Annotated in this window: 21 protein-coding genes, 2 tRNA genes and 3 pseudogenes; 10 read left to right on the top strand and 16 right to left on the bottom strand. The window is 68.5% G+C overall.

Annotated features, from left to right (window positions below; translation table 11 throughout):
• The first annotated feature begins 20 nt into the window (after positions 1-20).
• The gene (locus tag SY89_RS16440) at positions 21-605 is read left to right on the top strand and encodes a DUF502 domain-containing protein (protein WP_189319112.1); all 585 of its coding nucleotides are present in this window, start codon (positions 21-23) and stop codon (positions 603-605) included.
• Positions 599-868, top strand: coding sequence for a DUF502 domain-containing protein (locus SY89_RS16435; protein WP_144427135.1), 270 nt, complete (start codon positions 599-601; stop codon positions 866-868). The genes SY89_RS16440 and SY89_RS16435 overlap by 7 nt, the downstream gene beginning before the upstream one ends.
• Positions 869-975: 107 nt before the next feature.
• On the opposite strand, the gene SY89_RS05355 is transcribed toward SY89_RS16435, so the two are convergent.
• The 3 genes from SY89_RS05355 to SY89_RS05345 all read right to left on the bottom strand — a co-directional run bounded on the left by SY89_RS05355 (position 976) and on the right by SY89_RS05345 (position 1,979).
• Positions 976-1,049, bottom strand: a tRNA-Phe gene (locus SY89_RS05355).
• Between the two features lie 60 nt (positions 1,050-1,109).
• A complete protein-coding gene (locus SY89_RS05350) occupies positions 1,110-1,679 on the bottom strand; it encodes a hypothetical protein (RefSeq protein WP_054583437.1) in 570 nt (189 codons plus the stop codon).
• A gap of 227 nt (positions 1,680-1,906) precedes the next feature.
• Positions 1,907-1,979 (bottom strand) — tRNA-Val (locus SY89_RS05345).
• Between the two features lie 84 nt (positions 1,980-2,063).
• Between SY89_RS05345 and SY89_RS05340 the strand changes: the two genes are divergently transcribed.
• From SY89_RS05340 to SY89_RS05325, 4 genes and pseudogenes are all read left to right on the top strand, one after another.
• Positions 2,064-2,549 carry a DUF192 domain-containing protein gene (locus SY89_RS05340; protein ID WP_054583436.1) on the top strand — a complete coding sequence of 162 codons (486 nt, stop codon included), beginning with the start codon at positions 2,064-2,066 and terminating at the stop codon, positions 2,547-2,549.
• Between the two features lie 18 nt (positions 2,550-2,567).
• Complete coding sequence (locus SY89_RS05335) at positions 2,568-2,840, top strand: DUF7538 family protein (protein ID WP_054583435.1); 273 nt, start codon at positions 2,568-2,570, stop codon at positions 2,838-2,840.
• Between the two features lie 150 nt (positions 2,841-2,990).
• Positions 2,991-4,918, top strand: a pseudogene (locus SY89_RS05330) (ABC transporter ATP-binding protein).
• A 239-nt stretch (positions 4,919-5,157) separates the two neighbouring features.
• Positions 5,158-5,481 (top strand): hypothetical protein, encoded by a 324-nt coding sequence (locus SY89_RS05325; RefSeq protein WP_054583434.1) that lies wholly within the window; start codon positions 5,158-5,160, stop codon positions 5,479-5,481.
• Between the two features lie 12 nt (positions 5,482-5,493).
• Here SY89_RS05325 and mtnP read toward each other — a convergent pair whose 3' ends face one another.
• A complete protein-coding gene (gene mtnP, locus SY89_RS05320; protein WP_054583433.1) occupies positions 5,494-6,360 on the bottom strand; it encodes an S-methyl-5'-thioadenosine phosphorylase in 867 nt (288 codons plus the stop codon).
• A gap of 213 nt (positions 6,361-6,573) precedes the next feature.
• Between mtnP and SY89_RS05315 the strand changes: the two genes are divergently transcribed.
• Entirely contained in the window at positions 6,574-7,935 is a 1,362-nt protein-coding gene (locus tag SY89_RS05315; protein WP_239685515.1) for an MATE family efflux transporter, read from the top strand.
• 76 nt (positions 7,936-8,011) lie between these two features.
• Here the strand turns inward: SY89_RS05315 and SY89_RS05310 are convergent, their stop codons facing one another.
• The 7 genes and pseudogenes from SY89_RS05310 to alaS all read right to left on the bottom strand — a co-directional run bounded on the left by SY89_RS05310 (position 8,012) and on the right by alaS (position 15,753).
• A complete protein-coding gene (locus SY89_RS05310) occupies positions 8,012-9,226 on the bottom strand; it encodes an MFS transporter (protein WP_054583432.1) in 1,215 nt (404 codons plus the stop codon).
• A 125-nt stretch (positions 9,227-9,351) separates the two neighbouring features.
• Positions 9,352-10,308, bottom strand: coding sequence for an AEC family transporter (locus SY89_RS05305; RefSeq protein ID WP_054583431.1), 957 nt, complete (start codon positions 10,306-10,308; stop codon positions 9,352-9,354).
• Positions 10,309-10,399: 91 nt separating this feature from the next.
• Positions 10,400-11,386 carry a magnesium/cobalt transporter CorA gene (corA, locus tag SY89_RS05300; RefSeq protein WP_054583430.1) on the bottom strand — a complete coding sequence of 329 codons (987 nt, stop codon included), beginning with the start codon at positions 11,384-11,386 and terminating at the stop codon, positions 10,400-10,402.
• Complete coding sequence (locus SY89_RS17110; protein WP_189319111.1) at positions 11,383-11,553, bottom strand: hypothetical protein; 171 nt, start codon at positions 11,551-11,553, stop codon at positions 11,383-11,385. The genes corA and SY89_RS17110 overlap by 4 nt, the downstream gene beginning before the upstream one ends.
• Before the next feature lie 47 nt (positions 11,554-11,600).
• A pseudogene (locus tag SY89_RS05295) lies at positions 11,601-12,367 on the bottom strand (alpha/beta fold hydrolase).
• Between the two features lie 61 nt (positions 12,368-12,428).
• A complete protein-coding gene (locus SY89_RS05290) occupies positions 12,429-12,944 on the bottom strand; it encodes a hypothetical protein (protein ID WP_054583429.1) in 516 nt (171 codons plus the stop codon).
• A 43-nt stretch (positions 12,945-12,987) separates the two neighbouring features.
• Positions 12,988-15,753 carry an alanine--tRNA ligase gene (gene alaS, locus SY89_RS05285; protein WP_054583428.1) on the bottom strand — a complete coding sequence of 922 codons (2,766 nt, stop codon included), beginning with the start codon at positions 15,751-15,753 and terminating at the stop codon, positions 12,988-12,990.
• 184 nt (positions 15,754-15,937) lie between these two features.
• Between alaS and SY89_RS05280 the strand changes: the two genes are divergently transcribed.
• Positions 15,938-18,718 carry a GAF domain-containing protein gene (locus SY89_RS05280; protein ID WP_189319110.1) on the top strand — a complete coding sequence of 927 codons (2,781 nt, stop codon included), beginning with the start codon at positions 15,938-15,940 and terminating at the stop codon, positions 18,716-18,718.
• Here SY89_RS05280 and SY89_RS05275 read toward each other — a convergent pair.
• Both SY89_RS05275 and SY89_RS05270 read right to left on the bottom strand, forming a co-directional pair.
• Positions 18,715-19,740: a threonine aldolase family protein gene (locus SY89_RS05275; protein ID WP_054583426.1), complete on the bottom strand. Its 1,026-nt coding sequence runs from the start codon at positions 19,738-19,740 to the stop codon at positions 18,715-18,717. The genes SY89_RS05280 and SY89_RS05275 overlap by 4 nt on opposite strands.
• 87 nt (positions 19,741-19,827) lie before the next feature.
• Positions 19,828-20,828 (bottom strand): annotated as a pseudogene (locus SY89_RS05270) (aldo/keto reductase).
• Between the two features lie 121 nt (positions 20,829-20,949).
• Here SY89_RS05270 and SY89_RS05265 point away from each other — a divergent pair.
• The gene (locus SY89_RS05265; protein ID WP_054583425.1) at positions 20,950-21,339 is read left to right on the top strand and encodes a MoaD/ThiS family protein; all 390 of its coding nucleotides are present in this window, start codon (positions 20,950-20,952) and stop codon (positions 21,337-21,339) included.
• A 30-nt stretch (positions 21,340-21,369) separates the two neighbouring features.
• Here the strand turns inward: SY89_RS05265 and SY89_RS05260 are convergent, their stop codons facing one another.
• Positions 21,370-22,767: a sodium-dependent transporter gene (locus tag SY89_RS05260; RefSeq protein WP_054583424.1), complete on the bottom strand. Its 1,398-nt coding sequence runs from the start codon at positions 22,765-22,767 to the stop codon at positions 21,370-21,372.
• 222 nt (positions 22,768-22,989) lie between these two features.
• On the opposite strand from SY89_RS05260, the gene SY89_RS05255 reads away from it, so the two are divergent.
• Positions 22,990-23,772, top strand: coding sequence for a 23S rRNA (uridine(2552)-2'-O)-methyltransferase (locus SY89_RS05255; protein WP_054583423.1), 783 nt, complete (start codon positions 22,990-22,992; stop codon positions 23,770-23,772).
• 146 nt (positions 23,773-23,918) lie between these two features.
• Here the strand turns inward: SY89_RS05255 and SY89_RS05250 are convergent, their stop codons facing one another.
• On the bottom strand, positions 23,919-24,653 hold the full coding sequence (locus SY89_RS05250) for a queuosine precursor transporter (RefSeq protein WP_204374419.1): 735 nt from the start codon (positions 24,651-24,653) through the stop codon (positions 23,919-23,921).
• On the bottom strand, positions 24,650-24,829 hold the full coding sequence (locus SY89_RS05245) for a ribbon-helix-helix domain-containing protein (RefSeq protein WP_054583422.1): 180 nt from the start codon (positions 24,827-24,829) through the stop codon (positions 24,650-24,652). Before SY89_RS05245 ends, SY89_RS05250 begins: the two co-directional genes overlap by 4 nt.
• Positions 24,830-24,898: the final 69 nt, after the last annotated feature.

The raw sequence follows: 24,898 nt of genomic DNA, 5'->3' as shown, positions 1-24,898 counted from the left end.
GGAGAGAGTTGTACATCTGTATGGCTGCCCCGGACGACGACCCTCAATCCCGCTCTCTGGTCCTCGGCACTTTCACCGCGATGTACGAACACTTCTGGAACGTCCTCCTCACCGGTGTCGCCATCATCATCCCGGTGATCATCACGCTCTATCTCGCGCGGATGGCGGTCAACGTCATCAGGCAAGCGCTCGACCCGTTCATCTTGGTGCTGCGCCACTTCAACCTCATTCGGCCCTTCGAGCGCGTCGAACTCTTCGGCCTCCTCATCGACCTGAACATGTCGTTCGTCATCGAGTTCCTCACCGAACTCATCGCGTTGCTCATCCTCTTCGGCATCGTCATGGTTGTCGGCGCGATCGGTCACAATCGATACGGCGAGCAGATCATCGAGTTCATCGACCTCACGATCGCCTCGATCCCCGGCGTCGGCACCGTCTACAAGAGCTTTCGCCGCATGGGCGACGTGATGCTCGACAACGAAGCCGAGAACTTCCAGGACATCAAGCTCGTGCGGTGTCTCGGCGAGGAGATGTACGTGCTCGGCTTCGAGACCAGCGCTGCCCCGCGAGCGTCGAAACCTCCGCCGATCACGAGGAGATGGTGACGCTGTTCGTTCCGATGGCGCCAAACCCCGTCACCGGCGGCTTCCTCACGTACGTCCCTCGCGAACGAGTCTTCGACATCGACATGACCATCGAGGACGGCGTCAGAAGCATCCTGACCAGCGGCGTCGCCACCGGGAAAGGCGCAACCGCCAAAGACCCGCTCTCCATGGACGATATCCAGAACGTCGCCGGCGTCGACCAACTACAGAACGCCTTCGGCTTCACGCCCGAAGAGGAAGAGACCGACGACGAACGCCGCTGATCGCGTTCGCGGCGAGCGAAGTGTGCCCGCCGCGTCGCTACGCTCGCGGGGGAGGACAGCTCGACGTTCAGTCGTGGCTGTCGAATGCAGTTCGTGTGGAAAAGGGATGCCGCCTCCCCGATTTGAACGGGGGACAGCTCGATCTTCAGTCGAGTGCTCTCCCAGTCTGAGCTAAGGCGGCGCACTCCGAACGAGGCCCGATTGCGCATTAAGGATTTCGAAAACCGCGAGCCGGCGACGATCAGTTCACGTTCCGAGTGTCCTTGAACACGTACGTCCCCGAGTCGGTCCGGACGTACGTTTTCACGAGGATCTCGCCGTCGTTCTGCTGGACCTTGTACGCCTCGCTGTAGCTCAGCTCGACGCGCTTGGAGTCGGTGAACGACTCGCCGGCCGCGAGCCGGCCCACGTCGGTGGTCCCCTCCCAGATCATGTCGCCGTCGGTGTAGATCTCCGAGTGCACCTCGACGCCGGTGGCGGCGGTGTCCTGCTGATTCACGATCGTGGCGTTCACGTCGCGGCACGTCTGGCCGCACTCGGTGATGTTCTCGATGACGAACGAGAACGGCGGCTGGGACTCGGTGGTCGTCGAGCTGCTGTTGCCGCCGTCTTCGCCGCCGCCGTCTTCACCGCCGGTTCCGCCGGCGTCGGTCGACTCGACGACGACGGTGTCCTCGTAGGGCGTCGACGTGTCTGCGCTCCCGCTGTCGCCGCCGGGAGCCGGCCCGAACCCGGTGATGAACGCGCCGGCGACGCCGGCCAGTGCGACCACGACGACGAGCGCCGCGAGCACGACGTGACTTCGTTGCATGGTTTGTGCGTCGAGACTCCCTCTCCAGCAAAAGGTCTGTTGGGCGGTTCCGTTGGAAACCCGACGCGTTCGGCGGCGTCGGCGGCCGGAATCGGCAGCTCGGGCGGATGGGTGCTGGGGAAGGTCGGGCGGATTTGCACCGCGAGGACTTCGCTGGCGCTCGTCTTCTGGGTTCAAATCGCCCTCGCTGTCACTACTTCGTGCTCACTTCGTTCGCACAGAAGTAGTGGGCTCGGGCGGATTTGAACCACCGGCCTCTTCCTTGTAAGGGAAGCGTCATAACCACTAGACCACGAGCCCGTACTTCGGACTCCCGCCGCCGGGCGAATAACGATTACGCTCTGCGTCGCAACGCTTAGCACCCCGTACCGCCTCCTTCGAGGCGTGCGAAATCGCGCCTGGCTCGCGCTCCTGCTCGCGGTGATCGCCGTCGTTGCCGGGGTGGCCCTCTTCCTCGGCGGCCCCGCCGAACAGACGACCGTCACGTTCGTCGACGGCGAGAACGGCAGCGAACTCGCGACCGTCGAGGTGAACGTCTCCGACAGCTACGACGAGCGCTACACCGGGCTGAGCAACCACGACTCCCTCAACGCCGACGAGGGGATGCTGTTCGTCCACCCCCGGGAAGCGACCCACGGCTACGTGATGCGCGACATGGCGTTCCCTATCGACATGGTGTTCGTCGCCGAGAACGGCACCGTCACCACGATCCACCACGCCGAGCTCCCACCCGAGGGTGAGGACAGCCCCACCTACGAGGGCTACGGGAAGTACGTCGTCGAGCTCCCCTACGAGTACACCACCGACCACGGGATCGAGGTCGGCGACCGGGTCGAGATCCCCGAGGAACACCGAAAGGCCGAGGTTTGAGCGCCCCAACGTGTCGCTGTGACTGACGACGCCGTCGACGCCCTCGCCGACCGCGAGGGTTGGACCGCCGAGGGGTTCGCCGCCCGCGTCCACTACCGCGGCGACGGCGACCGCTACAGCATCGAGTACTACGCGCCCAGCGACTGCGTGCTCTACTGGAAGGTCAAAGGCGACGGCGAGACCGCCGCCCCCGTCGGCCGCGACACCGTCCCCGACCCCCTGCGCGCGCGGATCCGTGAGGATCTCGCTGCCGCCGGCGTCGACCCCGGCGTCGAAAACCGGCCACTGTGAGCAGCGTCCACACACCGCACCCCACCGGAAACTACTTTCTTCCCCGGCCCGCTCGACCGATACCGGTGAATTCGGCCGCCTTACCCTGACAACGACGTGTTTCGATTCGTAAAGGTTTTTGAAGGCCCCTTGCGTCCCAGAGAGTAAGTAATGTCACATCCCTCCGACGACGAAGACCCCTTCGAGGATATCCGTCAGAAGACGGACAATCCGATGCGGCGGCTGTTCTCCGAGTACGGGAAGCCGAATCTCGGCTACTTCGGGCTCGGGTTCTTCGGCAGCGTTATCGCGCGGATACTCGACCTGCTACCGCCGCTGCTGCTCGGTATCGCCGTCGACTCGATCTTCCGCAACGACGCCGCGTACGACCTCCCGCTGATCCCGCAGGCGTGGCTCCCGTCGACGACCGAGGGGCAGTTCTGGTTCACGATCGGCGCGATCGCTTTCGCCTTCTTCGGCGGGTCGCTGTTCCACTGGATCCGGAACTACGGCTGGAACGCGTTCGCCCAGAACATCCAGCACGACGTGCGGACCGACACGTACGACAAGATGCAGCGCCTGAACATGGACTTCTTCGCCGAGAAGCAGACCGGCGAGATGATGTCCATCCTCTCGAACGACGTGAACCGCCTCGAACGGTTCCTCAACGACGGGATGAACTCCGCGTTCCGCCTCTCGGTGATGGTGATCGGGATCGCGGGCATCCTGCTCTGGCTCAACCCCCGGCTGGCGATCGTCACGCTGCTCCCCATCCCGATCATCGCCGTCACGACGTGGAAGTTCATCGACATCATCCAGCCGAAGTACGCGACGGTCCGGAAGACGGTCGGGCACCTCAACAGTCGGCTGGAGAACAACCTCGGCGGCATCAAGGTGATCAAGACGTTCAACACGGAGAGCTTCGAGTCCGAGCGCGTCGACGACGTGTCGATGGAGTACTACGACGCCAACTGGGACGCGATCAACACCCGGATCAAGTTCTTCCCGGCGCTGCGAGTCATCGCCGGTATCGGCTTCGTCATCACCTTCATGGTCGGCGGCCTCTGGGTGTTGGGTGAAGCGCCGACGTGGATTACCGGCGGGCAGCAGGATCTCAGCGCCGGTGTGTTCGTTTCCTTCATCCTCTACACCCAGCGGTTCATCTGGCCGATGGCCCAGTTCGGCTCGATCATCAACATGTACCAGCGGGCTCGAGCGTCCAGCGCCCGGATGTTCGGTCTGATGGACACGCCGTCCCGTATCGTCGAGGACCCCGACGCCGACGAACTGACGGTCACCGACGGCAACGTCGAGTACAAGAACGTCTCCTTCGGCTACGACGAGGAGACCATCGTCGACGACATCAACTTCGAGGTGGAGGGCGGCAACACGCTCGCGCTCGTCGGCCCGACCGGGGCCGGCAAGTCGACGGTGCTCAAACTCCTCCTCCGGATGTACGACGTGGACGAGGGGTCGATCGAGATCGACGGCCAGGACATCCGCGACGTGACGATCCCCTCGCTCCGGAAGAAACTCGGCTACGTCTCCCAGGACACGTTCATGTTCTACGGGACGGTGTCGGACAACATCGAGTACGGCACGTTCGGCGCCGACCACGAGCAGGTCGTCGAGGCCGCGAAAGCCGCCGAGGCCCACGAGTTCATCATGAACCTCCCGAGGGGTACGACACCGAGATCGGCGAGCGGGGCGTGAAGCTCTCGGGCGGCCAGCGCCAGCGGCTCTCCATCGCCCGCGCGATGCTGAAGGATCCCGAGATCCTGATCCTCGACGAGGCGACCTCCGACGTGGACACCGAGACGGAGATGCTGATCCAGCGCTCCATCGACAAGCTGACCGAGGACCGCACCACGTTCGCGATCGCCCACCGACTGTCGACGATCAAGGACGCCGACCAGATCCTCGTGCTGGAGGACGGCCAGATCGCCGAGCGCGGCAGCCACGACGAACTGCTGCAGGAGGACGGGCTGTACGCCCACCTCTGGGGCGTGCAGGCCGGCGAGATCGACGAACTCCCCGAGGAGTTCATCCGGCGCGCCCAGGAGCGTCACGCGCAGGCCGACGTCGACGTGGACGATTAGGCGCCGCGGCACGCTGTCAGCCGCGGTGGACGACGATTAGCGCGCACGAACGGCGCCGACGCGGCAACTTTTTGCGAACACCGGTTCTCTAGGGGTCCGTACCCTCCCGACGAGCCCTCCTCTGTGCCGCCGGCGTCGCCGCCACAACGAGCCTCGCGGGCTGCTCCTCCGAGCCGGAGCCGCCGAATGTCGGGTTCGACGAGCTGACGCTGGTCAACTCTCACCCGCTCACCGTCACCGTGCTCGTCCTGGAGCACGACGAGCCAGTGTACCGGGCGACGATGGACGCCGACGGCGCACGCGAACGCGACGACGGCACGACGGAGGCCGGCGGCGGCGAGTTCGAGAACTACCCGACGGAACCGGGTCGCTACGAGCTGTACGCGTGGCACGAAGGGCAGGCGAGCGACGAACGGGCGCATCTCTCCTTCGGCCCGGACTCGCTCCCAGATTCGGAGTCGGGACCGCTCTGCGCGAAGGTGCTCCCCGTCGTCGAGAGCGACGGGGAGGGGGCGCCGCGGCTCGGCTTCTTCACGAACACCGACTGCGAAATTCAGCAGTAGCGACCCGACGCCTCAGTCCTCGAGGTAGTCGCCGACGAACAGGTCGACGCGCTCGCGGGTTTCTTCGGGAATCGCTTCGGTCGGCGTGTTGATCGTCCCCTCGAGCGAGCTGTGGCAGCTACACTCGTGATCCTCGGGGAACGTCCGGATCGCCTCCTCGACGGCGGCCTTGATCGCGTCCTCGTTGGCCGACGCGTTCTCCAGCACCTCCTGTAGCGTCACCTCGTGGTCGTCCTTCCACACGTCGTAGTCGGTGACGCCGGCCAGCGTCGCGTAGCACATCTCGGCCTCACGGGCGAGCTTGGCTTCGGGGATCGCCGTCATGCCGACCACGTCCCAGCCCTGCTCGCGGTAGAACTCCGACTCGGCCTTGGTGGAGTACTGGGGCCCCTCGATGCAGACGTAGGTGCCGCCCTCCTCGACGCCGGCGTCGGTCTCGACGCGCTCGGCGGCGTCGCTGAGGTGGTCGACCATCTCGGGGCAGTACGGCTGGGCGAACGGCTGGTGGACGACGATCCCGTCGCCGAAAAAGGAGAGGTCGCGCTGCTTGGTGCGGTCGTAGATCTGGTCCGGCACGACGAGCGTGCGCGGCGGCAGGTCCTCGCGCAGGCTGCCGACGGCGTTCGTCGCGAGCACGTGGTTGACGCCGACCTGTTTCAGCGCGTAGATGTTCGCACGGTACGGGAGGTTCGTCGGCGAGTGCTGGTGGTCCGGGCCGTGCCGGGGGAGGAACGCGACCTCCCGACCGGTCTCGCCGAACTCGCCGATGGTGACCGACGAGGACGGCTCGCCGTAGGGCGTCTGGACGGTCACTTCGCGCGTGTTGCTCAGCGGGAGCGCCTCGTAGATGCCCGAGCCGCCGATGAAGCCGATAGTCATACCCACCCGTTGGACAGCCGCCGAAATAAACGGCGGCGGTTCGCGCTCCCCGCCGTCCCGGCGAGCGCGTGCCCAGTGCACCGTGCTACCGTCTGTTGCTCGTGTTCAAGACCCCCACGACCTTCGATACGTAATGACCGCCACACACGCCGAACGCGCCTCGCTCACGCGGGGCCCCTGCTGCGACCGCTGGTCCGCTTGGCGTGGCCGCTGGTGGCGATCCAGCTCCTCCAGGTTGCCTACAACCTCGTCGACACCGTCTGGCTGGGCCGGCTCTCGGCCGACGCCGTCGGCGCGCTCAGTCTCGCCTTCCCGCTCGTGTTTCTCGTCATCGCCGTCGGCGGCGGCTTCACCGCCGCGGGCGCGATCCTCGTCGCCCAGCACACCGGCGCGGGCGGCGAGCGCGCGGCCGGCCGGATCGCGGGCCAGACGCTCGGCTTCGTGGGCCTCGTCGCCGTCGCCGTCGGCGCGTTCGGCTTTCTCGCTACCGGGCCGCTGCTGGCCCTCCTGCCGGCCGACGCCGCGACCGCCGAGCGAGTCATCCCGCTGTCGGCCGACTACATGCGGGTGTTCTTCCTCGGCGCGCCGGCGCTGTTCGGCTTCTTCGTGTTCACGGCGCTGATGCGCGGCGTCGGCGACACCCGGACGCCGCTGGTGGTGATGGTGCTCTCCGTGGTCGTCAACGTCGCGCTCGACCCGTTCCTGATCTTCGGCTGGGGCCCCTTCCCCGCCTGGGGCGTGCAGGGCGCCGCCGTCGCCACCGTCGCCTCGCGCGCTGTCGCGACGGTCGCCGGGCTGTACGTCCTGTTCGGGACGGAGCTCGGGCCGGCGATCGAACCGCGGGACCTGATCCCCCAGCCCGGCCCCGTTCGCGAGATCGTCGAACTGGGCGTCCCCACCGCGCTGGAGCAGTCCGGCACCGCGCTGGCGATGGTCGTCGCCACCGCGATGGTCGCGACGTTCCCGCCGGCGGTCGTCGCCGCCTACGGGCTCGGCAACCGCCTGCTCTCGCTGGTGACACTGCCCGCCATGGGGCTCTCGCAGGCGATGGACACCGCTGTCGGCCAGAACCTCGGCGCCGCCGAGCCCGAGCGGGCGACCCGCGCGGTCAAACTCGGGCTGGTGCTCGTCGTCGGCGTCCTCGCCGTCGTCGCGGTCGTCGTCGCCACGGTGCCGGAGCCGATCGTCTCGGTGTTCCTCCCCGCCCGGAGCGAGACCGCCGTCGCGACGATCGACTACGCGTCGGCGTACCTCCGGATCGCGAGCGTCGCGTTCGTGTTCTTCGGCGCGTTCCAGGTGGCGATGGGGACGTTCCGCGGCGCCGGCAACACCACCACGGCGCTCGGGCTCTCGCTGGTCGCGCTCTGGGTAGTCCGACTCCCGGCGACGTACCTGCTGGCGTTCCCCCTGGGCTGGGGGCCGGCCGGGGTCTGGACCGCGGTCGCACTCGGCGACATCGTCGGCGCCGTCGTCGCCGTCGCGTGGCTCTCACGCGGAACGTGGAAGTCGGCGGTCGTCGACGCCGAGGCGCCGGTCTCGCAGACCCGGAACGTCCCGCCGCCGAGCGACGACTGACCGGCACGCTGTCAGCCGGGCAGGGCAGACGACTGATCGCCACGCTGTCGGCCGATCAGACGGACGACTGACTGGCTCACGCGGCGTCCGACTCCCTCGCCGTCACGCTCGGCAACGACGGCCGCCACACCCCGAGCGTGACCACCAGCCCGCCCAGCAGCATCACGCCGAGCCCGCCGAGCCCGGTCGACAGCGCGTACGCCGTCGCGAGCCCGCCACCGACGAGGTTCAGCGGCGCGGTGAACAGCGACCGCACCGTCGACGCCGCCGACAGCACCGTCGCCCGACCCTCGTCGGTCCGGTCGTTGAGGAACTGGCCGAAGATCGGCGTGGTGGCGCTTCTGACCGCCCGGCCGAGCACGAACACGGGGAGTGCGAACGCCGGCGCGACGGCGACGGCCAGAAGCGAGAGCCCCAGCAGCGGCGGGCCGACGAGGAACCACCCCCGGACGCCGAAGCGGTCCTCGATCCAGCCCGCCCGCGCGGTGACGCCCGCGGAGGCGAGCGTGAGCCCGGCGTACAGCGGCCCCAGCGTCGTCGCCGAGAGCCCCGGCGTGGCGACCGCGACCGGCTGGAGGTAGAACTCCATCGTGTTGGTGATGCCCGCGAGCAGCCCCACCGCGAGCACGAGCGGGCCCACCGCGCGGTTCGCGAGCGTCGAGCGGATCGCGGCGAGCGTCTCCCACGGCGAGAACCGTGCCGATCCGGCCCCGTCCTCGACGGTCCGGTCCGGCTCGTCCATCCCGAGCAGGACCGCCATCCCGGTCGTGAGTGCGATGCCTTCGAGCAGCCACGGGTAGACCGGGTCGAGCGCGTACAGCCCGCCGCCGACGAGCGAGGCGCCCGCGAGCGTTGCGAGCCCGATCGCGCTCGCACGCCCCGAGACGTGGGCGAACCGGTCGTCGTCGGCGGTTCCGGCCAGCGTCTCGTAGAGCCAGGCGTCCGTCGCGCCGGAGCGGAACGCCTCGGCGACCGCCCGAACGACCATGATCGCCGCGAACGCCGCGAACGAGCGGGCGAACACGAACCCGACGATGCCCAGCGCCGACAGCGCAGTGCCGGCCAGCAGGCTCGCCCGCCGGCCGAACCGATCGCCGAGGTAGCCCGTCGGCGTCTCCGCGGCCACCACGAACACGGTGAACAGCGCCTCGATCGCCCCGATCTCGGCGAGCGAGAGCCCGCGGGACTGGAAGAACAGCACGTAGATCGGGAGGCTGAACCCGGCGGACTGGCTCGCACGGAACGCGTAGAACCGCAGGATATCGCCGGTGGGCAGCGACGGGGCGTCCATACCTACTGTGTAACACACCGCAATTATAAATTTTCAGTCACTTAGTGACGCGTTCACGTCTCATAGGTTCGCTATGGCATACCGTACTCTCGATGGACCGGGCGAGGGGAGCGTGACCGACCTGGCTACACCAGCACGCCCGACTGGAGCACCGAGATCAGCAGCGTCAGCAGCGGTACCGAGAGGATCGTCGTCACCGCGACGACGGTCGAGACGAACTCGGGGGCGCTGACGCCGCCGACCTCCACGTCGTCGGCGAACTCGATCAACAACACCAGCGGCGTCACCGCCGCGGGCATCGCCGACTCCAGCACGAACGTCCGGGCGACGGTGGGCTGGTCGAAGCCGAGCAGGAGCGCGACGCCGACGGCGACGGCGGGCGCGACGACCATTTTGCCCGCGGTCGCGACCGTGATCTGGGGGAGGGCGGCGCCGAAGTCGGTGTTCGCGAGTTGGATGCCCAGGATGAGCAGCATCACGGGGATCGAGGCGTCGCCGACCAGTTGGAGCGTCTCCATCGCGGTCGAGTCGGCGGCGGGGACGAGGTCGAGCGCCCGCGCGAGCAGGCCAACGGCGACCGCGTAGATCAGCGGGATGCGGAACACGCGCTTGAGGGCGCCGAGCCCCGCGCTGCCGCCGCCGCGGGAGGCGACGTAGACGCCGATCGTGTACATCAACACCGCCTGCACGGCGACGTACAGTACCGCGACGCCCCGGCCGACGGTGCCGAACGCGAAGTCGCTGACGGGGATCCCGTAGTTGCCGGCGTTGGGGAACGTCGACACCAGCACGAGCGCCGACAGCGTGGCCTCGTCGACGCCGAGCAGCCGGCCTGACAGCTCCACGATCGCGGCCATCCCCAGCGTGAACGCGGCGACGCCGGCGGCGAGTTTGAGCAGCGTCCCGCCAGCCAGCTCCGTCGCCATCAGGCTGTGTAGCACCAGCGCCGGCGCGAGCACGTAGACGACGGCGGTGTTGAGCGGGCCGGGCTCCACGTCCCGCAGCCGGCCGAGTACGACACCGACGGTCGCGATCAGGACGATCGGCAGGATGGCGGAGGCGAAGATCGAGAGCAGCGACACTACCGGAGCCTCACGCGGGCACCGGCAAGAGGAGTTCGGTTCCGGCGATCAGGGCCGGCCGGTACCGGCGCTGGGCGGTCGGTTCCGACACTCAGAGCCAGCCCTGCCGCCGGAAGTGGGTGAGCATCAGCGCCGCGACCAGCGCCATCCCCAGCATCGTCGCAGGGTAGCCGTACGTCCAGCCGAGTTCGGGCATCGACAGCGGCGTGCCCGCGAAGTTCATCCCGTAGACGCCGACGACGAACGTCAGCGGGATGAAGATCGTCGCGACCACCGTCAGCGTCTTCATCACCTCGTTGGTCGACTGCGAGACCGCGTTGAGGTAGATGTCCCGCGAGCCGCTGGTCAGATCGCGGTACGTCTCCGCCAGGTCGACGACCTGAACGAGGTGGTCGTACACGTCCCGGAAGTACTTCTCGTTCGCCGCGGCGACCTGCGGGCTGTCGCCCCGGGAGAGCGTGCCCACCGCTTCGCGGGCGGGCCAGGCGACTTTCCGGAACGCGAGCAGGTCCCGGCGGACGCCGTTGAGCTCTTCGAGGATCTCCGGCTCGGGGTGAGTCAGCACGCGCTCCTCGACGGCCTCGATGTCGGTCTCGATCTCGTCGAGCACGTCGAAGTAGTCGTCGACGACGGCGTCGAGCACTCGGTAGGCGAGGAAGTCCGCGCCGCGGTCGACGACGCGGTCGCTGTTGCGGGTCCAGGCCGGCGCCGTCGGCGCGATCAACTCCAGCTCCGACGGCGCGACGGTCACGAGCCAGCCGTCGCCGACGAACAGCCCCACGGACTGGGTGTGGATCTCCTTCCCGAACGCCACGTCGTCGCGCTGGCTCAGGCGGGTGGTTTTCACCAGCACGAACGTGTGGCCGTCGTACGCCTCGGCTTTCGGGCGGGTGTTCTCGTCGAGCACGTCCTCGACGGCCAGCGAGTGGAGGCCGAAGCGCTCCGTGACCGCCGCCAGATCCGCGGCTTCATCGGCCGAGGCGTGGATCCACGTCTCCCCCGGGGCGTCGACGGCCGCGGCCACGTCGTCGTACGTCTCGACGCCGTCGCTCGTGTACACGACGGTCTGCAGCGTCATCGGTCACCCCCGGTCGTCGGCAGCCCCTCGATCACCACGAGCACGATCCCGGCCATGATCGCGGTGAGGGAGAACGCCCGGCCCGGGTAGGCGACGGACACGCCGGCGACGTAGCCGGCCAGCCCGGCGACGAGCAGCCCGCCGCCGGCGAGTGCGCGTCGGTGCATGCGCTCGGGTTCGGGGGTCAGCTAGTTAAAGCCGCCCGCGGCGAGGGCTACGTTGGCCCCAGAAACGTCTGCAAGCGGTCGTTCACCACTTTCGACGCCTCGACGTGGGCGAGGTGGCCGGCGCCCTCGACTTCGAACAGTTCCGCCTTGGGGAGGTCGGCAGCCAGTTCACGGCCCCTGGCGACCGGGCAGAGTCGGTCGTCGGTGCCGTGGACCACCAGCGTCGGTTCGGTGATCTCGTAGGGTTTCTCGATGGCGAACCCGTCGAGGGCGGCGGCCTGTCGTTCCCACGACACGGCGTCGGCGTCCTCGGCGGCGCGCCACTCGACGATCTGGCTGATCACGTCGGGCTGTGCGTCGACGAACTCTCGGGAGAGCGCCGCTTCGAGGCTCTCTCGGAGCCCGTCGGCGTCGCTCGGCGCCGCGAACATCGGTTCTGGGTCGTAGCCGTCGCCCGACAGCGCCGTCCCGATCAGGGTGAGCGACGCCACTCGGCCCGTCGTGCGGGCCAGTTCGAGCGCCACCATCCCCCGAGTCCGGCGCCGACGACGTGGGCCGCGCGCACGTCGTGGTCCCGCAGGACGGCGACCGCGTCGGCGGCCAGCGTCTCGACGGTGCAGTCCGCGGGCGGGTCGTCCGAACGCCCGCAGCCGCGGGTGTCGGCGACGACGGTCTCGTAGGGCCCCGCGAGGGCGGCGTGCTGCCAGCCCCACTGCCACGCGCCCAGTCCCACGTCGCCACAGCACAGCACCGCCTCGCCGTCGCCGTCGGTCTCGTAGTACAGCGAAACGGCGTCGTTGCTCGCGTAAGGCACAGTGGGGGTTCGGACGGGTCGGTGTTTACCGTTCCGGGACTTTACGGCCGACCCGAGTCGATCACTCCACCCGTTCGGCTGTCAGCGTCTCGGAGACTGCGTCGCCGACGACGTAGGAGAGCTCGTAGCTCTCGTTCCCGTACGTGACGTACTCGACCTCGTTCAGCGGCGCCGGGAGCGCGTCCCACTTCCCGTACGGCGCGTAGTAGCTCCCTTCGGTTACCGCTGTCCGGACCTCGTCCCGAACGTCGGGCGGGAGTTCCTCCACGGCACGCACCGTCGCGTCCTCGGGTGGACCGCCCGGCGACGCCTCGATCGTGTACGAGGCGGACCAGCTTCGAGAGACGCCGACTCGGTACCGCTTCCCCTCGTAGCGGACGTAGTCGTGGTTCCGGAACGGGGCGGCGTCGACCCCTGTGAGCGTCGCGTCGTCGCCGATGGCCTCGCGGAACGCGTCCTGCTGGCTCTCGTCGAGGTCGTCGTACGCGACGGTGTCGCCACCGATGCCTCCAGGGGCGCTACAGCCGGCGAGGAGAAGGAGGAGCGTGACGGCGACGGCGGGGGCTGGTTTTCGCACGTCCCCACGATGGTCCGATCGGGTTGAAGGTCTTGTGCCGACCTCAGGCCGCCTGCTTCCGTCGCAGCACGTCGGGCGCCTCCTCGAGCGCCTCGTCGAGCGCCTCCACGTCCGGGCCGCCGCCCTGGGCGAAGTCCGGCGGGCCGCCGCCGCCGCCGCCGACCTTGCGGGCGAGCTCGCCGATCACGTCGCCGGCGTCGATGTCGACGCCGTCGGGGACGCCGACCACGATCTGGGCGGAGTCGTCGGCGCCGGAGCCGACGACCGCGAGCTTCCCCTCGCCGACGAGCGCGTTCGCCGTCGCCTGGAGTTCGTCGGCGTCGGCGTCGATGCGCTGGATCACGGCGGTCGTGCCGTCGATATCGACCTCCTCGCCCGCGCCGGCGCCGCCCGCGCGGGCCTCCGCGAGCTGCTGTTTGAGGTCCTCGATCGTCTTGCCACGCTCCTTCCACTCGCCGAAGAAGCGCTCGGCGGCGGCGGGCACCTCCTCGGGGTTCACGTCGAACGTGTCGGCGGCGTCGTACAGCGCGTCCTCGGTGCGCTGGGTCGCCTCGATGGCGGCCCCGCCCGCGGCGAACACGAACCGCTCGACGCCGTCCTGCACGGGCTCGGTGTTCAGGATCTTGACCGTCCCCACGTCGCCGGTCCGGTTGACGTGGGTTCCGCCACAGGCCTGCACGTCGTCGCCGACGTGGATCAGCCGGATGTTCTCGCCCGGCGGGATGCCGCCCTGGTAGAGGTCGAAGCCGTGTTTCTCCTCGGCTTCGTGGCGCTCGGGCCACTCCTGGCGGACGCTGGTGTTGTCGGTGACGATCTGGTTGGCGACGCGCTCGATCTCTTTGACCTCCTCCCGGCTCACCCGGTCGTAGTGGTTCACGTCGAGTCGCGAGCTGTCGACGCCCTTCTGGGCGCCGGCCTGCCGGACGTGCTCGCCGAGCACCTGCCGCGCGGCGGCGCCGACGATGTGGGTCGCGGTGTGGTGCTGCATCAGCCGGTGGCGGCGCTCGGCGTCGATCTGGCCGGTGACGAACTCGCCTTTCTCGGGGCGCTCGTCGGTTCGGTGGAGGATCACGCCGTCACGAAGCTGCACGTCGGTCACCGCGACGCTGCCGTCCTCGGAGACGAGCGTCCCGTGGTCGGCGGGCTGGCCACCGCCCTCGGGGTAGAACATCGTCTGGTCGAGCACCACGTCGTACCCCTCCTCACGCTCGAGCACGTCGAGGACGACCGCTTCGAACTCCATGCGGTCCTGATCCTCGTAGTAGAGCTGATCAGTCTCCGGTAAGTCGTCGACGCGATCGGTCTCCGCGCCCTCGTCCTCGAGCGCCTCCTCGGCGTCGTGGCGCTCGGCGACCAGCGAGTAGAAGTCGTCGGGCTCGTTCACTTCGGCGCCGCGCTCTTCGGCGATATCGGTGACCATCGACGGCTGGATCCCGTGGGAGTCGTACAGTTCGATCAGCGTCTCGGTCGGGATCGGGGTGCCGGCTTCGGCGTGCTCGTCGGCCAGTTGGCGCACCTTTCGCCCGCCGCGTTCGAGCGTCTCGCGGTACTTGCGTTCCTCGGTGCGGACGATGTCACGGATCGTGTCGCGGTTCTCGTACCCCAGTCGCTCGGCCTCGCGGTCGACCAGTTCGTCCAGCGGCACGTCGACGCCCACGTCGTCGACGAGTCGCTTCGTCCGGCGGAGCACCATCCGGGCGAGATACCCCGTCCCGACGTTGGAGGGGACGATCTCGTCGCCGAACATGTACGCGAGACAGCGCGCGTGGTCGGCGATGGCGTAGATCGCTTCGAGGGGCTCCATCAACTCCTCGAGGCGCGTCACGTCCACGTCCAGCCGCTCGGCGATGTTGTCGCGGGCGGCCTCCATGTCCTCGGCCTCGTCGATGTCCATGTGGCCCGCCAGCTTCGAGGCGCGGTGGACGAGCTCCTGCTCCTCATCCGTCATGTCGATTCCGGCGTTCTCCTTCAGGAACTCGATCGATTCGGGGTAGATCGCCTCGTAGATCGTCGGGGTGCCCTGGCTCATCCACGTCCAGCGCTCGATCCCGTACCCCGTGTCGACGACCCGACGGTCCATCTCGGAGTACGTATTGCCGTCCTTCATCTCGTACTCGCCGTCGGGGTCCCGCTCGAGCATCATGAACACGAGCGTCGCCAGTTCGAGCCCCTTGTAGATGACCTCGAAGGCGGGGCCGGCGTTGCCGCCGCCAACCCACGGGTCCTCGATGAACGTGATCTCCTCTTTCGGGACGCCCATCGAGGCGAAGAACTCCTCGCAGTACTCGACACACTGGTCCTTCCAGTACACCTCCCCCTCGTAGGCGTAGTCGGTGCCCTCGTCGGCGTTGAACGCGTGGTGGCCGCCCATCTCGAACGCCATCGTGTGCCGGCCGGTCTTCCCGACGTTGTCGATGTCCTGCATCCGGATGCAGGGCTGGGAGACGACCAGCGGGTTCGCCGGCGGCGGCGACTCGCCGCTGGTGACGTGCGGTTGGAAGTCGTAGATCGACGCCTGCGTCAGCAGTACGTCGTCCCGCCAGCGGTTGGCGGCGACCGGCGCGGGATCGACGCGCTCGTGACCCTGCTCCTCGAAGAAAGAGAGGAACGCTTCGCGCATCTCCACCAGCGAGTACGCCTCGTCGAACCCGGGGTCGTCGATGAAGCCGTAGTCTTCACACGGCGGCTCCCCACAGGTCTCACGCTCGGCGCGACTCCAGAAGTGTGCGCCACACGACGAACAGGTCTGGCGTTCGAACCCGTTCTCGGCAAAGTAGTCGAGACGGTACTCGCTCTCGAGCTCGCTCATTACCGGAATGTGGTCTACCGCCGGGCAAAAGGATTCCGGGGTCCGAGCGAGCGACACATCCGACAAACAGCGCCTCCCGTGGGCCGAAAGCGCGAGGACGTGAGCGGATCCGGTTTACCAGCGACACGGCTTACCGAAACACATATGAGATAGTCTCACAAGACAAACAGTAACTGTACAGCCCGTGCCACGTCGAACCAAGATTCTCGTTGTCGGTGACTCACCCTGCGAGGGAGCCGGGATGCTGCTCGAACAGGATGGGTTCACCGGACGTGCCCGCCCGCCGTCGGAAGCTCGCTCGGCGTTCGAGGAGCTACATCCCGACTGTCTGGTCGTCTGTGGCGGCTCGATCCCGACCGAGTTGGCGGTGGCGGCCTCGGAGGACGGCTGCCCGATCGTCGACTGCGACGAGCCAGTGGTCCCGACCAGGAGTGACGGCGGCGAGGAGCCGGTCGACGGACACGACCTCGACGAGCGCGTCACGAACGCCGTCGGCAGCACGCCGAACCGCGAACGGATCGCCCGCCTCCACGAGGGGGCCGCGGAACTGGTCAGCATCGAGGAACGCGATCGGCTTCACCGCCGCGTCGTCGATATCGCCGAGGACGTGCTCGGCTTCGACGCCGCCGCGCTGTACCTCCACGACGCTGATGGGTTCGTGCCGAGCGCCGCGACCGGCGACGAGCAGCCCGGCCGGCTCGATTCGGACCACGGGATGATCTCGCAGGTGTTTGAGAGCGGCGAACCGGCGCTGGTCGACGACATCGAGGCCCACCCCACCGCCGAACGGCAGATCGAACGCCACGGCTCGGGGCTGGCCGTCCCCTTCGGCGACGACGGCGTGTTCGCGGGCATCTCGACGGAGCTGTCGGCGTTCGACGAGGTGGATCTGGAGTTCGCGGAGCTGCTGGTCACCCACGGCTCGCAGGTCGACGCGCGCCTCCGGGCGGAGGCCGACCTCCGGGATCGCCAGGAGCGCATCACGCGGCTCCACGAGGCCGCGCCGTCGCTGATCAACGCCGACGACGAGCCGGCGTTGTTCCGCCGCGTCGTCGACATCACGGAGGACGTGCTCGCGCTCGACCAGTCGGTGCTGTTGATGGAGCGCGGCGGCGAACTCACGCCGGTCGGCGGCCGCACCGACAGGGTCGACGAAGTGTCGACCGACACCGGCATCGTCGGCCGGACGTACAACGAGAAGCGGTCGTTCCTCGTCACCGACGCCGAGGCGAACCCCGACGCGGAGCCGGCGAACGAGTCGGTCAAGTCGGCGATCAGCGTCCCCGTCGGCGACTCCGGCGTGTTTCAGGTTCTCTCCGACGAGACGTACGCGTTCGACGAGACCGACATGGAGCTCGCGGAGCTGTTGATGGGCTACGTGGAGGCGACGCTCGATCGCATCCGCTCGGAGACCGCACTCCGTGAGTCCAGGCGGGTGATCGAACGGCTCCACACGACCGCGATGGAGCTCGGCACCGCGGAGACCGAGGGGGAACTGCTCGATCGCGCGGTCGACGCCGCCCACGACGTCCTCGAGATGGACATGTGCAAGCTCGACATCCGGGACGGCGACATGCTCATCCCCGTCGCGGAGTCGGGCAAAGTCCCCGAGGACGCGGGTCGGGAGATGCACGTCTCGGAGGGGCTCGCCGGCAAAACCGTCCGGACCGGGGAGTCGTTCCTGGTCAACGATCTCCACAGCGACAGCGACGCCGAACCCACCGACCCCGAGTTCGAGTCGGCGATCTCCGTGCCGCTCGGCGATCTCGGAGTGTTCCAGGCGGTATCGACCGAGCAGGAAGCGTTCGACGAGGAGGATCTGGAACTCGCGGAGCTGTTGATGGCCCACACCGCGGTGGCGCTACGGCGGATCCGCGCCGAAGCCGAACTCCGGCGGGAGCGCGACAGCCTCGAGGCGCTGTTCGAGAACATCCCCGGCGCCGCCGTCGCCTACGAGATGATCGACGGCGAGCCGATCGTCCGCCGGGTCAACGGTGCCTTCGAGCGCACGTTCGGCTACGGCGCCGACGACGTCGAGGGGGCGTCGCTCGACGAGTTCATCGTTCCGCCCGAGAGCGCCGACGAGGCGGAGGCGTTCAACGAACAGCTCGCCAAGGGCGACCGGGTCCAGACCGAAGTCCAGCGAGAGACCGCCGACGGCACCAAGCACTTCCTCCTGCAGGTCACTCCGTTGGAGGTCGGCGAGGAGAACGCCCCGGGGTACGCCATCTACTCCGACGTGACCGAGCAGCGCCAGCGCGAAGCCGAACTCCGCCGACAGAACGAACGTCTCGACCAGTTCGCCAGCGTCGTCTCCCACGACCTGCGCAACCCGCTCAACGTCGCCTCGGGCTACCTCGATCTGGCCAGGGAGACCGGCGATCTCGCGAAGCTCGACCAGGTCGACGACGCGCTCGATCGGATGGACCAGCTCGTCACCGACCTCCTGTCGCTGGCCCGTGAGGGACAGGACGTGGGCGAGACGGAGCCGATCGAGCTCTCGACGATTGCGCGGGAGTCGTGGGCCCACGTCGCGACGGGCGAGGCGTCCCTCGAGGTCGTCGACGACGCGACGATCGAGGCCGACCAGGATCGGCTGGTGGAACTGCTCGGCAACCTCTACCGGAACAGCGTCGAGCACTGTTCGGCGGGTAGCGAGGATGACGGCGCGCCCCACGACGCCACGAGCAGCCAAACGGTGTGCAGTGCAACGGCCGATCAGGCCGGCGACGCCCCGACGGTCACCGTCGGGACGTTGGCCGAGGGCGAGGGGTTCTACGTCGCCGACGACGGTCCCGGGATCGACGACGACATCGACCCGTTCGACACGGGCGTCACGACCAGCGAGGAGGGAACCGGGTTCGGGCTCCCGATCGTCCAGAGCATCGCCGAAGCCCACGGCTGGTCGGTGTCGGTAACCGAAAGCGAAGACGGCGGCGCCAGATTCGAGTTCGAGATCGCCTAGTCCCGCATCGCCGTCCGCACCGAGTCGATCGCGCCCTCGATATCCTCGTCGCTCACGTCCCAGTTCGTGGTGAACCGCACCGTCGTCTCGCTGAACGCCACGGCGAGGACGCCGTGTTGCTCGATCCGGCCGACGAACTCCTCCGCGTTCAGGCCCGTCCCCGCCACGTCGGCGACGACGATGTTCGTGTCCGGCTCGGTCGTCTCGATGCCGTCGATGTCGCCGAGCCCCTCGGCGATCCGCTCGGCGCGTCGGTGATCGTCGGCGAGGTGGTCGCGGTTCTCCAGTGCGAGCAGCCCCGGGGCGGCGATGATGCCGGCCTGGCGCATCCCCCCGCCGAACAGCTTCCGGGTCCGGCGCGCGCGGTCGATGAACGCCTCGTCGCCGACCAGCACGGAGCCGACGGGCGCGCCGAGCCCCTTCGAGAGACAGAACATCACGCTGTCGACGTTCTCCGCCAGCGCGGCGGGATCGGTGTCGAGCGCCTCGGCGGCGTTGAACAGCCGCGCGCCGTCGAGGTGGACCGGGACGCCGTGATCGTGGGCGGCCGCGGCCGCGGCGTCGATCTCCGCCTTCGAGACGGCGACGCCGCCGCGGTAGTTGTGCGTGTTCTCCAGACAGAACAGCCCCGTGCCGGCCTCGTGGAGCCCCTCCTCGACGATGCCGTTCTCGACCTGCTCGGGCGTCGGCGCGCCGTCGTCGCCGAAGTCGAGCAGGCGGGTCTGGAGGCTACTCAGTTGGGCGACGGCGCCGAGCTCCCACTTCAGCACGTGGGCGTGCTCGTCGGCGAGCAGCTCCTGCCCGCGGTCGGTGTGGGTCCGGATCGCGACCTGGTTGCCCATCGTGCCGCTGGGGACGAACAGCCCCGCCTCCTTGCCGAGGATCTCGGCGGCGCGGGCTTCGAGTTCGTTGACGCTCGGGTCGTCGCGGTACACGTCGTCGCCGACCTCGGCGTTCTTGGCGGCCTCCCGCATCGCGTCTGAGGGTCTGGTGACGGTGTCGGAGCGAAGGTCTACGACCATGGGGTCGCTGGGAGAGGCGGAGGAATAAGGGACTCGGTGGGGTGGAACGTTACCGGGTTCCGGCTGGAACGTTACCGGGTTCCGGCGCTACAGGTTCGCGTACGGGCCGCCTTTCGCCTCGGTCAGGCGGTCGACCTGCTCCTCGGAGAGGTCGATCGCCGCGGCGCCGAGGTTCTCCTCCAACTGCTCGACGGTGCGGGCGCCGACGATGGGCGCGGTGACGCCGTCGCGGTGCATCAGCCACGCCAGCGCGGTCTGGGCGGGCGAGGCGTCGACCTCGTCGGCCACCTCGTCGAGCACGTCGTGTACGTCGAAGTTGGTCTCGGTCAGGTAGGCGCTCTCGAAGCGGCTCGACTCCGCCGCCTTCGACTCGCCGGTCAGCCCCTCCTCGCGGTCGTACTTCCCGGTCAGGAACCCCTGGCCGAGCGGGCTCCACGGGGAGACAGCCAGCCCCTCCTCGCGGGCGAACTGGAGGTAGTCCCCTCGATCTCGCGGTCGACGAGGTTGTACCGGGGCTGGAGCACGGTGAACGGCTCCCACCCTTCGGCGCGGGCGAGTTCGTTCGCCTTCGCCACCCGCCAGGCGTTGGGCGAGAGCGTCGACGCGCCGAGGTAGTGGACCTTCCCCGCCTCGACCAGCGCGTTCAGCGTCTTCATCGTCTCGCGGGTCGGCGTCTCGCCGTCCCAGCGGTGGAGGTAGAGCACGTCGATGTAGTCGGTGTCCAGCCGATCGAGGATGGCGTCGACGCGGTGACGGAGGTTCTTCCGGTTGTTGCCGCGGCTGTTTGGGTCGTCCTCCCGGATCTGCCAGTAGATCTTGGAGGCGACGGTGAAACGCTCCCGGTCGCGCTCGCCCAGCCAGTCGCCGATCCACTCCTCGGCCTGCCCGCCGCCGTACACGTCGGCGGTGTCGATGTAACGCCCGCCGGCGTCGGCGTAGGTGTCGAGCAGACGCTTTGCCTGCCCCTCGCCGATCTCGAGGCTGCCTTCCTCGGTCTCGCGGCCGAAGCGCCAGGTGCCGAACTGGAGCTCGCTGCTCTGGAGGCCGCTGTCGCCGAACTGCACGAAGCCGAGATCTGTCTCGCTCATACAGTGCAGTATTGGGATGACCGGGGGAAAAGCGTTCAGCTATCGGCGACACTCGTCCCCGGCCGGGCAGCCGATCATGTTCGGGCAGGTGGGTATCCGGCCGCGGCGCGTACCAGCACACATGAGCCACGCCGAGACCGACCAGCTGCCGACGACCACCGTCCAGGTGAAGGCGACCGGCCACGTCCGCCGGGAGCTCGGGACCCACGAGTTCGAGTTCAGCTTCGCCGGCGATACGCTCGGTGCGTTCCTCGACGCTTTCTTCGCCGAATACGGCTGCGAGGAGATGCTGCTGGCGGAGACCGAAGTGGACGAAACCGCCAACGGCTGGGCCGACTACCCGGGCGACCCGCCGGGGCGGTGGGAGCGCAACCCCGAAGGCGAGCGCACGCGAGCGTTCGCCCGCGTGCTGGTCAACGGGACGTTCAACGAACTGCTGGACGGCTTCGGTACGGCGCTCGAAGACGGCGATCGCGTCGCGCTGTTGTACCCGTTCATGTTCTGTCTGTAGGGGTGTCCTCGGCGTCGCCGCGAGCGCCGGTCAGCGGGTCGCCGCCAGCCGGACAGCCAGCCGGCTGGCCAGCGTCCCGACGACGGCGACGGCCACCCGGGCCCCCAGGCCGAGCGAGACGCCGACCAGCGGCGCGACCGAACTCGCCAGCGAGAACAGAACGACGACGGGGAGCAGCCACCCGACCGTCAGCACCCACGACTCGGCGAGGACGGCGTACCGCCCCGCGCCGGCACGGAACTCGGTGACCGACTCCGCCCGCAGCACCCAGCCGACGATGGCGAGGAACCCGAACAGCCCGAGCGTCAGCATCAGGTCCGCGAGGGTGCCCGAGGCGAACCGGAACGCCGAACTGGCGAGCGCGAGCCCGCTCCCCGTGACGGCGAGCAGCAGCGAGACGGCCAGCGTCGCCCGCCGGCGCGGCACGCCGAACTCGTCGACGAGCGTCGCGACCGGCGTCTCGAGCAGGTTGATGCCGCTGGTGATCGCGGCCATCAGCACCGTCGCGAAGAAGGCCGTCGCGACGACGGTGCCGCCCGGCAGCGAGCCGAACGCCGTCGCGAGCGCGACGAACAGCGCGCCGGGGCCGCCCTGGCCGGGGTCGATACCCTGGGAGAACAGCAACGGGATCACGACCAGACCGGCGAGCACGCCGATGAACGTGTTCGAGACGGCGATGACGATGGTGTCCCTGGGGAGCGACGCCTCTTCGTCGAGGTAGGAGGCGTAGGTGAGCATCGACCCGGCGCCGACCGAGAGGGTAAACAGCGCCTGGCCCGCCGCCGGACCGATCACGCTCGCGAAGTTCGCAGCGAGGTAGTCGGCGTCGAAGCCGAGGTAGAACTCGTAGCCAGCGGCGGCCCCGGGCTGGGTCGCCGTCCAGGCTGCGAGGCCGACGAGCAGCACCACGACCGCCGGCAGCATCACCTTCGAGACGCGCTCGATACCGCGGCTCACGCCGAAGAAGACGATGCCGGCGACGATCGCCAGAAACAGCAGGTGGAACCCGACCGCCGCGAGGCCGTAGCTCATCTCCCCGAAGTACTGCTGGGGCTGGCTGAAGTACGCCCCTGTCGGCGAGACCAGCGTGTAGCGGAGGATCCAGCCGCCGACAACCGAGTAGAACGAGAGGATCACGAGCGTCGTGGCGACGTTGAATGCGCCCAGCGCCGACCCCCACCGGGAGCCGATCTGGTCGCTGAGGGCGCCGATCGGCGTCTGCCGGCCGCGGCGCCCGAGCACGAACTCCGCGAGCAGCCCCGGCACGCCGACGCCGACAACGATCAGCAGGTAGACGAGCAGGAACGCGCTACCGCCGTTGCCGGCTGTCAGCCACGGGAAGCGCCAGATGTTCCCCAGTCCGGCCGCGCTGCCGACGGCGGCGAGCACGAACCCGACGTTCGATACCCACGTGTCACGTGTAGCCATCAGTGTACAGCGTTGGACACAGGACAGACAAATCTGTGTTGATCCGCTGGTCACAATCGTGTCAGCGAACGCCGATATCGCCCCGCGACCCGGGCTGGGTCCGGCTTGTGGCGACGACAGCGTATCCGATGTGCCTTTCCGAGTAGACTCCCTCAGAACCGGTATGAACGCGAATTCGCCGGTCGGTTCCCCGCGACCGACCGCGCCGCCAGAGGGAGAACCATGACTGGAAAAGACGACTACTACAACCGGGCCAAACAGCAGGGGTATCGCGCCCGCTCGGCGTACAAGCTGAAGCAGTTGGACGACACCGCGAACCTGTTCGACGACGGCGACACCGTCGTCGACCTCGGCGCCGCCCCCGGCGGATGGCTCCAGGTCGCCGCCGAGAAGGTCGGCCCGCAGGGGAAGGTCGTGGGGGTCGACCTCCAGCGCATCGACGACCTCGAGGCCCACCAGGTGAGCACGATCCCCGGCGACATGACCGAGGAGGAGACCCGCGACCGACTCCGGCGCGAACTCGGTGCTGAGGGCGGGCAGGGCGTCGTCGATCTGGTCGTCTCGGACATGGCGCCGAACATGACCGGCGAGTACGAACTCGACCACGCGCGCTCGGTCCATCTCGCGCGGATCGCCTACGAGACCGCCGTGGAGTTCCTCAAACCAGGCGGCGACTTCGTCGCCAAGGTGTTCCAGGGTCGGGACCTCGACGATCTGGAAGCCGACATGGAGCCGTCGTTCCAGTACGTCCGGCGGGTATCGCCCGACGCTTCCCGCGACGCCTCGAGCGAGGTGTATCTGATCGGGAAGGGGTACACCGACGCGCCCGTCGCCGAGGGCGACCGGCTCACCGTCGAGATCACCGACACCGGCGGGGAGGGCGACGGTATCGCGACGGTCGATGGGTTCACGCTGTTCGTCTCGGGCGCCGAGGAGGGCGAGGAGCTCGAGATCGCGGTCACGGACGTGAAGCCGAACTTCGGGTTCGCCGAGCGCGTCGAGTAACGACGTCCGCGGGACCACCGTCTCAGTTCGATCGGCGTGCCGACACCGAGGACAGTGACGCTGCTGGCGGTGCTGGCGTGAAGCTTCTGTGCGCCGCGATTGCCAATCGGCACCAACCCGGCGCGCGCGGGAAAAATCGACCCGCTCTATGTCGTGAACAGCCGCCGTTCGTCGGCGTCACGCCGTCTTGCGGCGGCGACGGCCGCGTACACGAACGGGGTGTCGATCACGGCGATGCCCAGTTTCAGGACGTACTGCCCGACGATCAGCGCGGCGACGCTCGGCACGGGCCCACCGCCGACCAGCGGGAGCCCCAGACCGGGGTTGATGCCCAGTTGGGGGAGCACCCAGAACGCGACGCCGACGAAGATGACGGTGTCGATGAGCTGGCTGCTGGCGGTCGAGCCGATGTTTCGGAGCCAGAGCTTCCCGCCGTCGGTGTACTCCTTCAGCCGGTGGAACGCGATCACGTCCCAGTTCTGGCTGACGACGTACGCCAGCAGGCTGGCGGCGACGATGTTCGTCGACGCGCCGAGCACCGAGGAGAACGTGCTCGCGAACTCGGGGTTGGCGGCGGGGGCGACGATGGTGCTCCAGACCAGCGCCAGCACGACGAAGTTCATCAGGAAGGCGACGTTGACCAGCTCGCGGGCGGCGCGCTTGCCGTACAGTTCGGCGTAGCAGTCCGAGGCGAAGTAGGTCAGCGCGTACGCGAGCGCGGCACCCGGAAGCGTGAGCGCGCTGCCCGCGACCGGGATCGCGAACGGCAACTGGAACGAGAGCAGCTTCGCGGCGGTGAGTTGGGCAGTCACCAGCGCCGTCACGAACAGCGCCGCGAGCAGCAGGCGATCGACAGGGAGCGGGCGACGGTCCGCGCTCACGCGTCGTCCCCCTCGATCCGCCCCTGTCGCTCGTCGATCTCGTCGAGGCGGTCGAGCGTCTTCCGGATCGACGCCCGGATGGCGTCGCTGCGGTTGACGAACTTCCCCTCGGCGCCGACGTGCTCGTCGAGATCCGCCAGCAGTTCGTCGGGGATCTCCACGGAGACTTTCGTCATCGCCCGCCCTCCGGTGCTTTGGCGCCGCCTCGATCGCCGGCGCTCGGCGTCGGCCGAATCAATGTTCGC

Source organism: Halolamina pelagica (genome assembly GCF_001307315.1).
In the GTDB taxonomy this organism is placed as follows: domain Archaea; phylum Halobacteriota; class Halobacteria; order Halobacteriales; family Haloferacaceae; genus Halolamina; species Halolamina pelagica_B.
This window is presented reverse-complemented; position numbering and strand designations above follow the sequence as displayed.

What these genes read in the sequence shown, in the direction of transcription:
- corA (WP_054583430.1), bottom strand. Translation starts at nt 11,386, where the DNA reads ATGACGCTGCAGACCGTCGTGTACACGAGCGACGGCGTCGAGACGTAC.
- SY89_RS05265 (WP_054583425.1), top strand. Translation starts at nt 20,950, where the DNA reads ATGAGCCACGCCGAGACCGACCAGCTGCCGACGACCACCGTCCAGGTG.
- SY89_RS05245 (WP_054583422.1), bottom strand. Translation starts at nt 24,829, where the DNA reads ATGACGAAAGTCTCCGTGGAGATCCCCGACGAACTGCTGGCGGATCTC.
- SY89_RS05260 (WP_054583424.1), bottom strand. Translation starts at nt 22,767, where the DNA reads ATGGCTACACGTGACACGTGGGTATCGAACGTCGGGTTCGTGCTCGCC.
- SY89_RS05350 (WP_054583437.1), bottom strand. Translation starts at nt 1,679, where the DNA reads ATGCAACGAAGTCACGTCGTGCTCGCGGCGCTCGTCGTCGTGGTCGCA.
- mtnP (WP_054583433.1), bottom strand. Translation starts at nt 6,360, where the DNA reads ATGACTATCGGCTTCATCGGCGGCTCGGGCATCTACGAGGCGCTCCCG.
- SY89_RS17110 (WP_189319111.1), bottom strand. Translation starts at nt 11,553, where the DNA reads ATGCACCGACGCGCACTCGCCGGCGGCGGGCTGCTCGTCGCCGGGCTG.
- SY89_RS05275 (WP_054583426.1), bottom strand. Translation starts at nt 19,740, where the DNA reads ATGGTCGTAGACCTTCGCTCCGACACCGTCACCAGACCCTCAGACGCG.
- alaS (WP_054583428.1), bottom strand. Translation starts at nt 15,753, where the DNA reads ATGAGCGAGCTCGAGAGCGAGTACCGTCTCGACTACTTTGCCGAGAAC.
- SY89_RS05255 (WP_054583423.1), top strand. Translation starts at nt 22,990, where the DNA reads ATGACTGGAAAAGACGACTACTACAACCGGGCCAAACAGCAGGGGTAT.
- SY89_RS16435 (WP_144427135.1), top strand. Translation starts at nt 599, where the DNA reads ATGGTGACGCTGTTCGTTCCGATGGCGCCAAACCCCGTCACCGGCGGC.
- SY89_RS16440 (WP_189319112.1), top strand. Translation starts at nt 21, where the DNA reads ATGGCTGCCCCGGACGACGACCCTCAATCCCGCTCTCTGGTCCTCGGC.
- SY89_RS05310 (WP_054583432.1), bottom strand. Translation starts at nt 9,226, where the DNA reads ATGGACGCCCCGTCGCTGCCCACCGGCGATATCCTGCGGTTCTACGCG.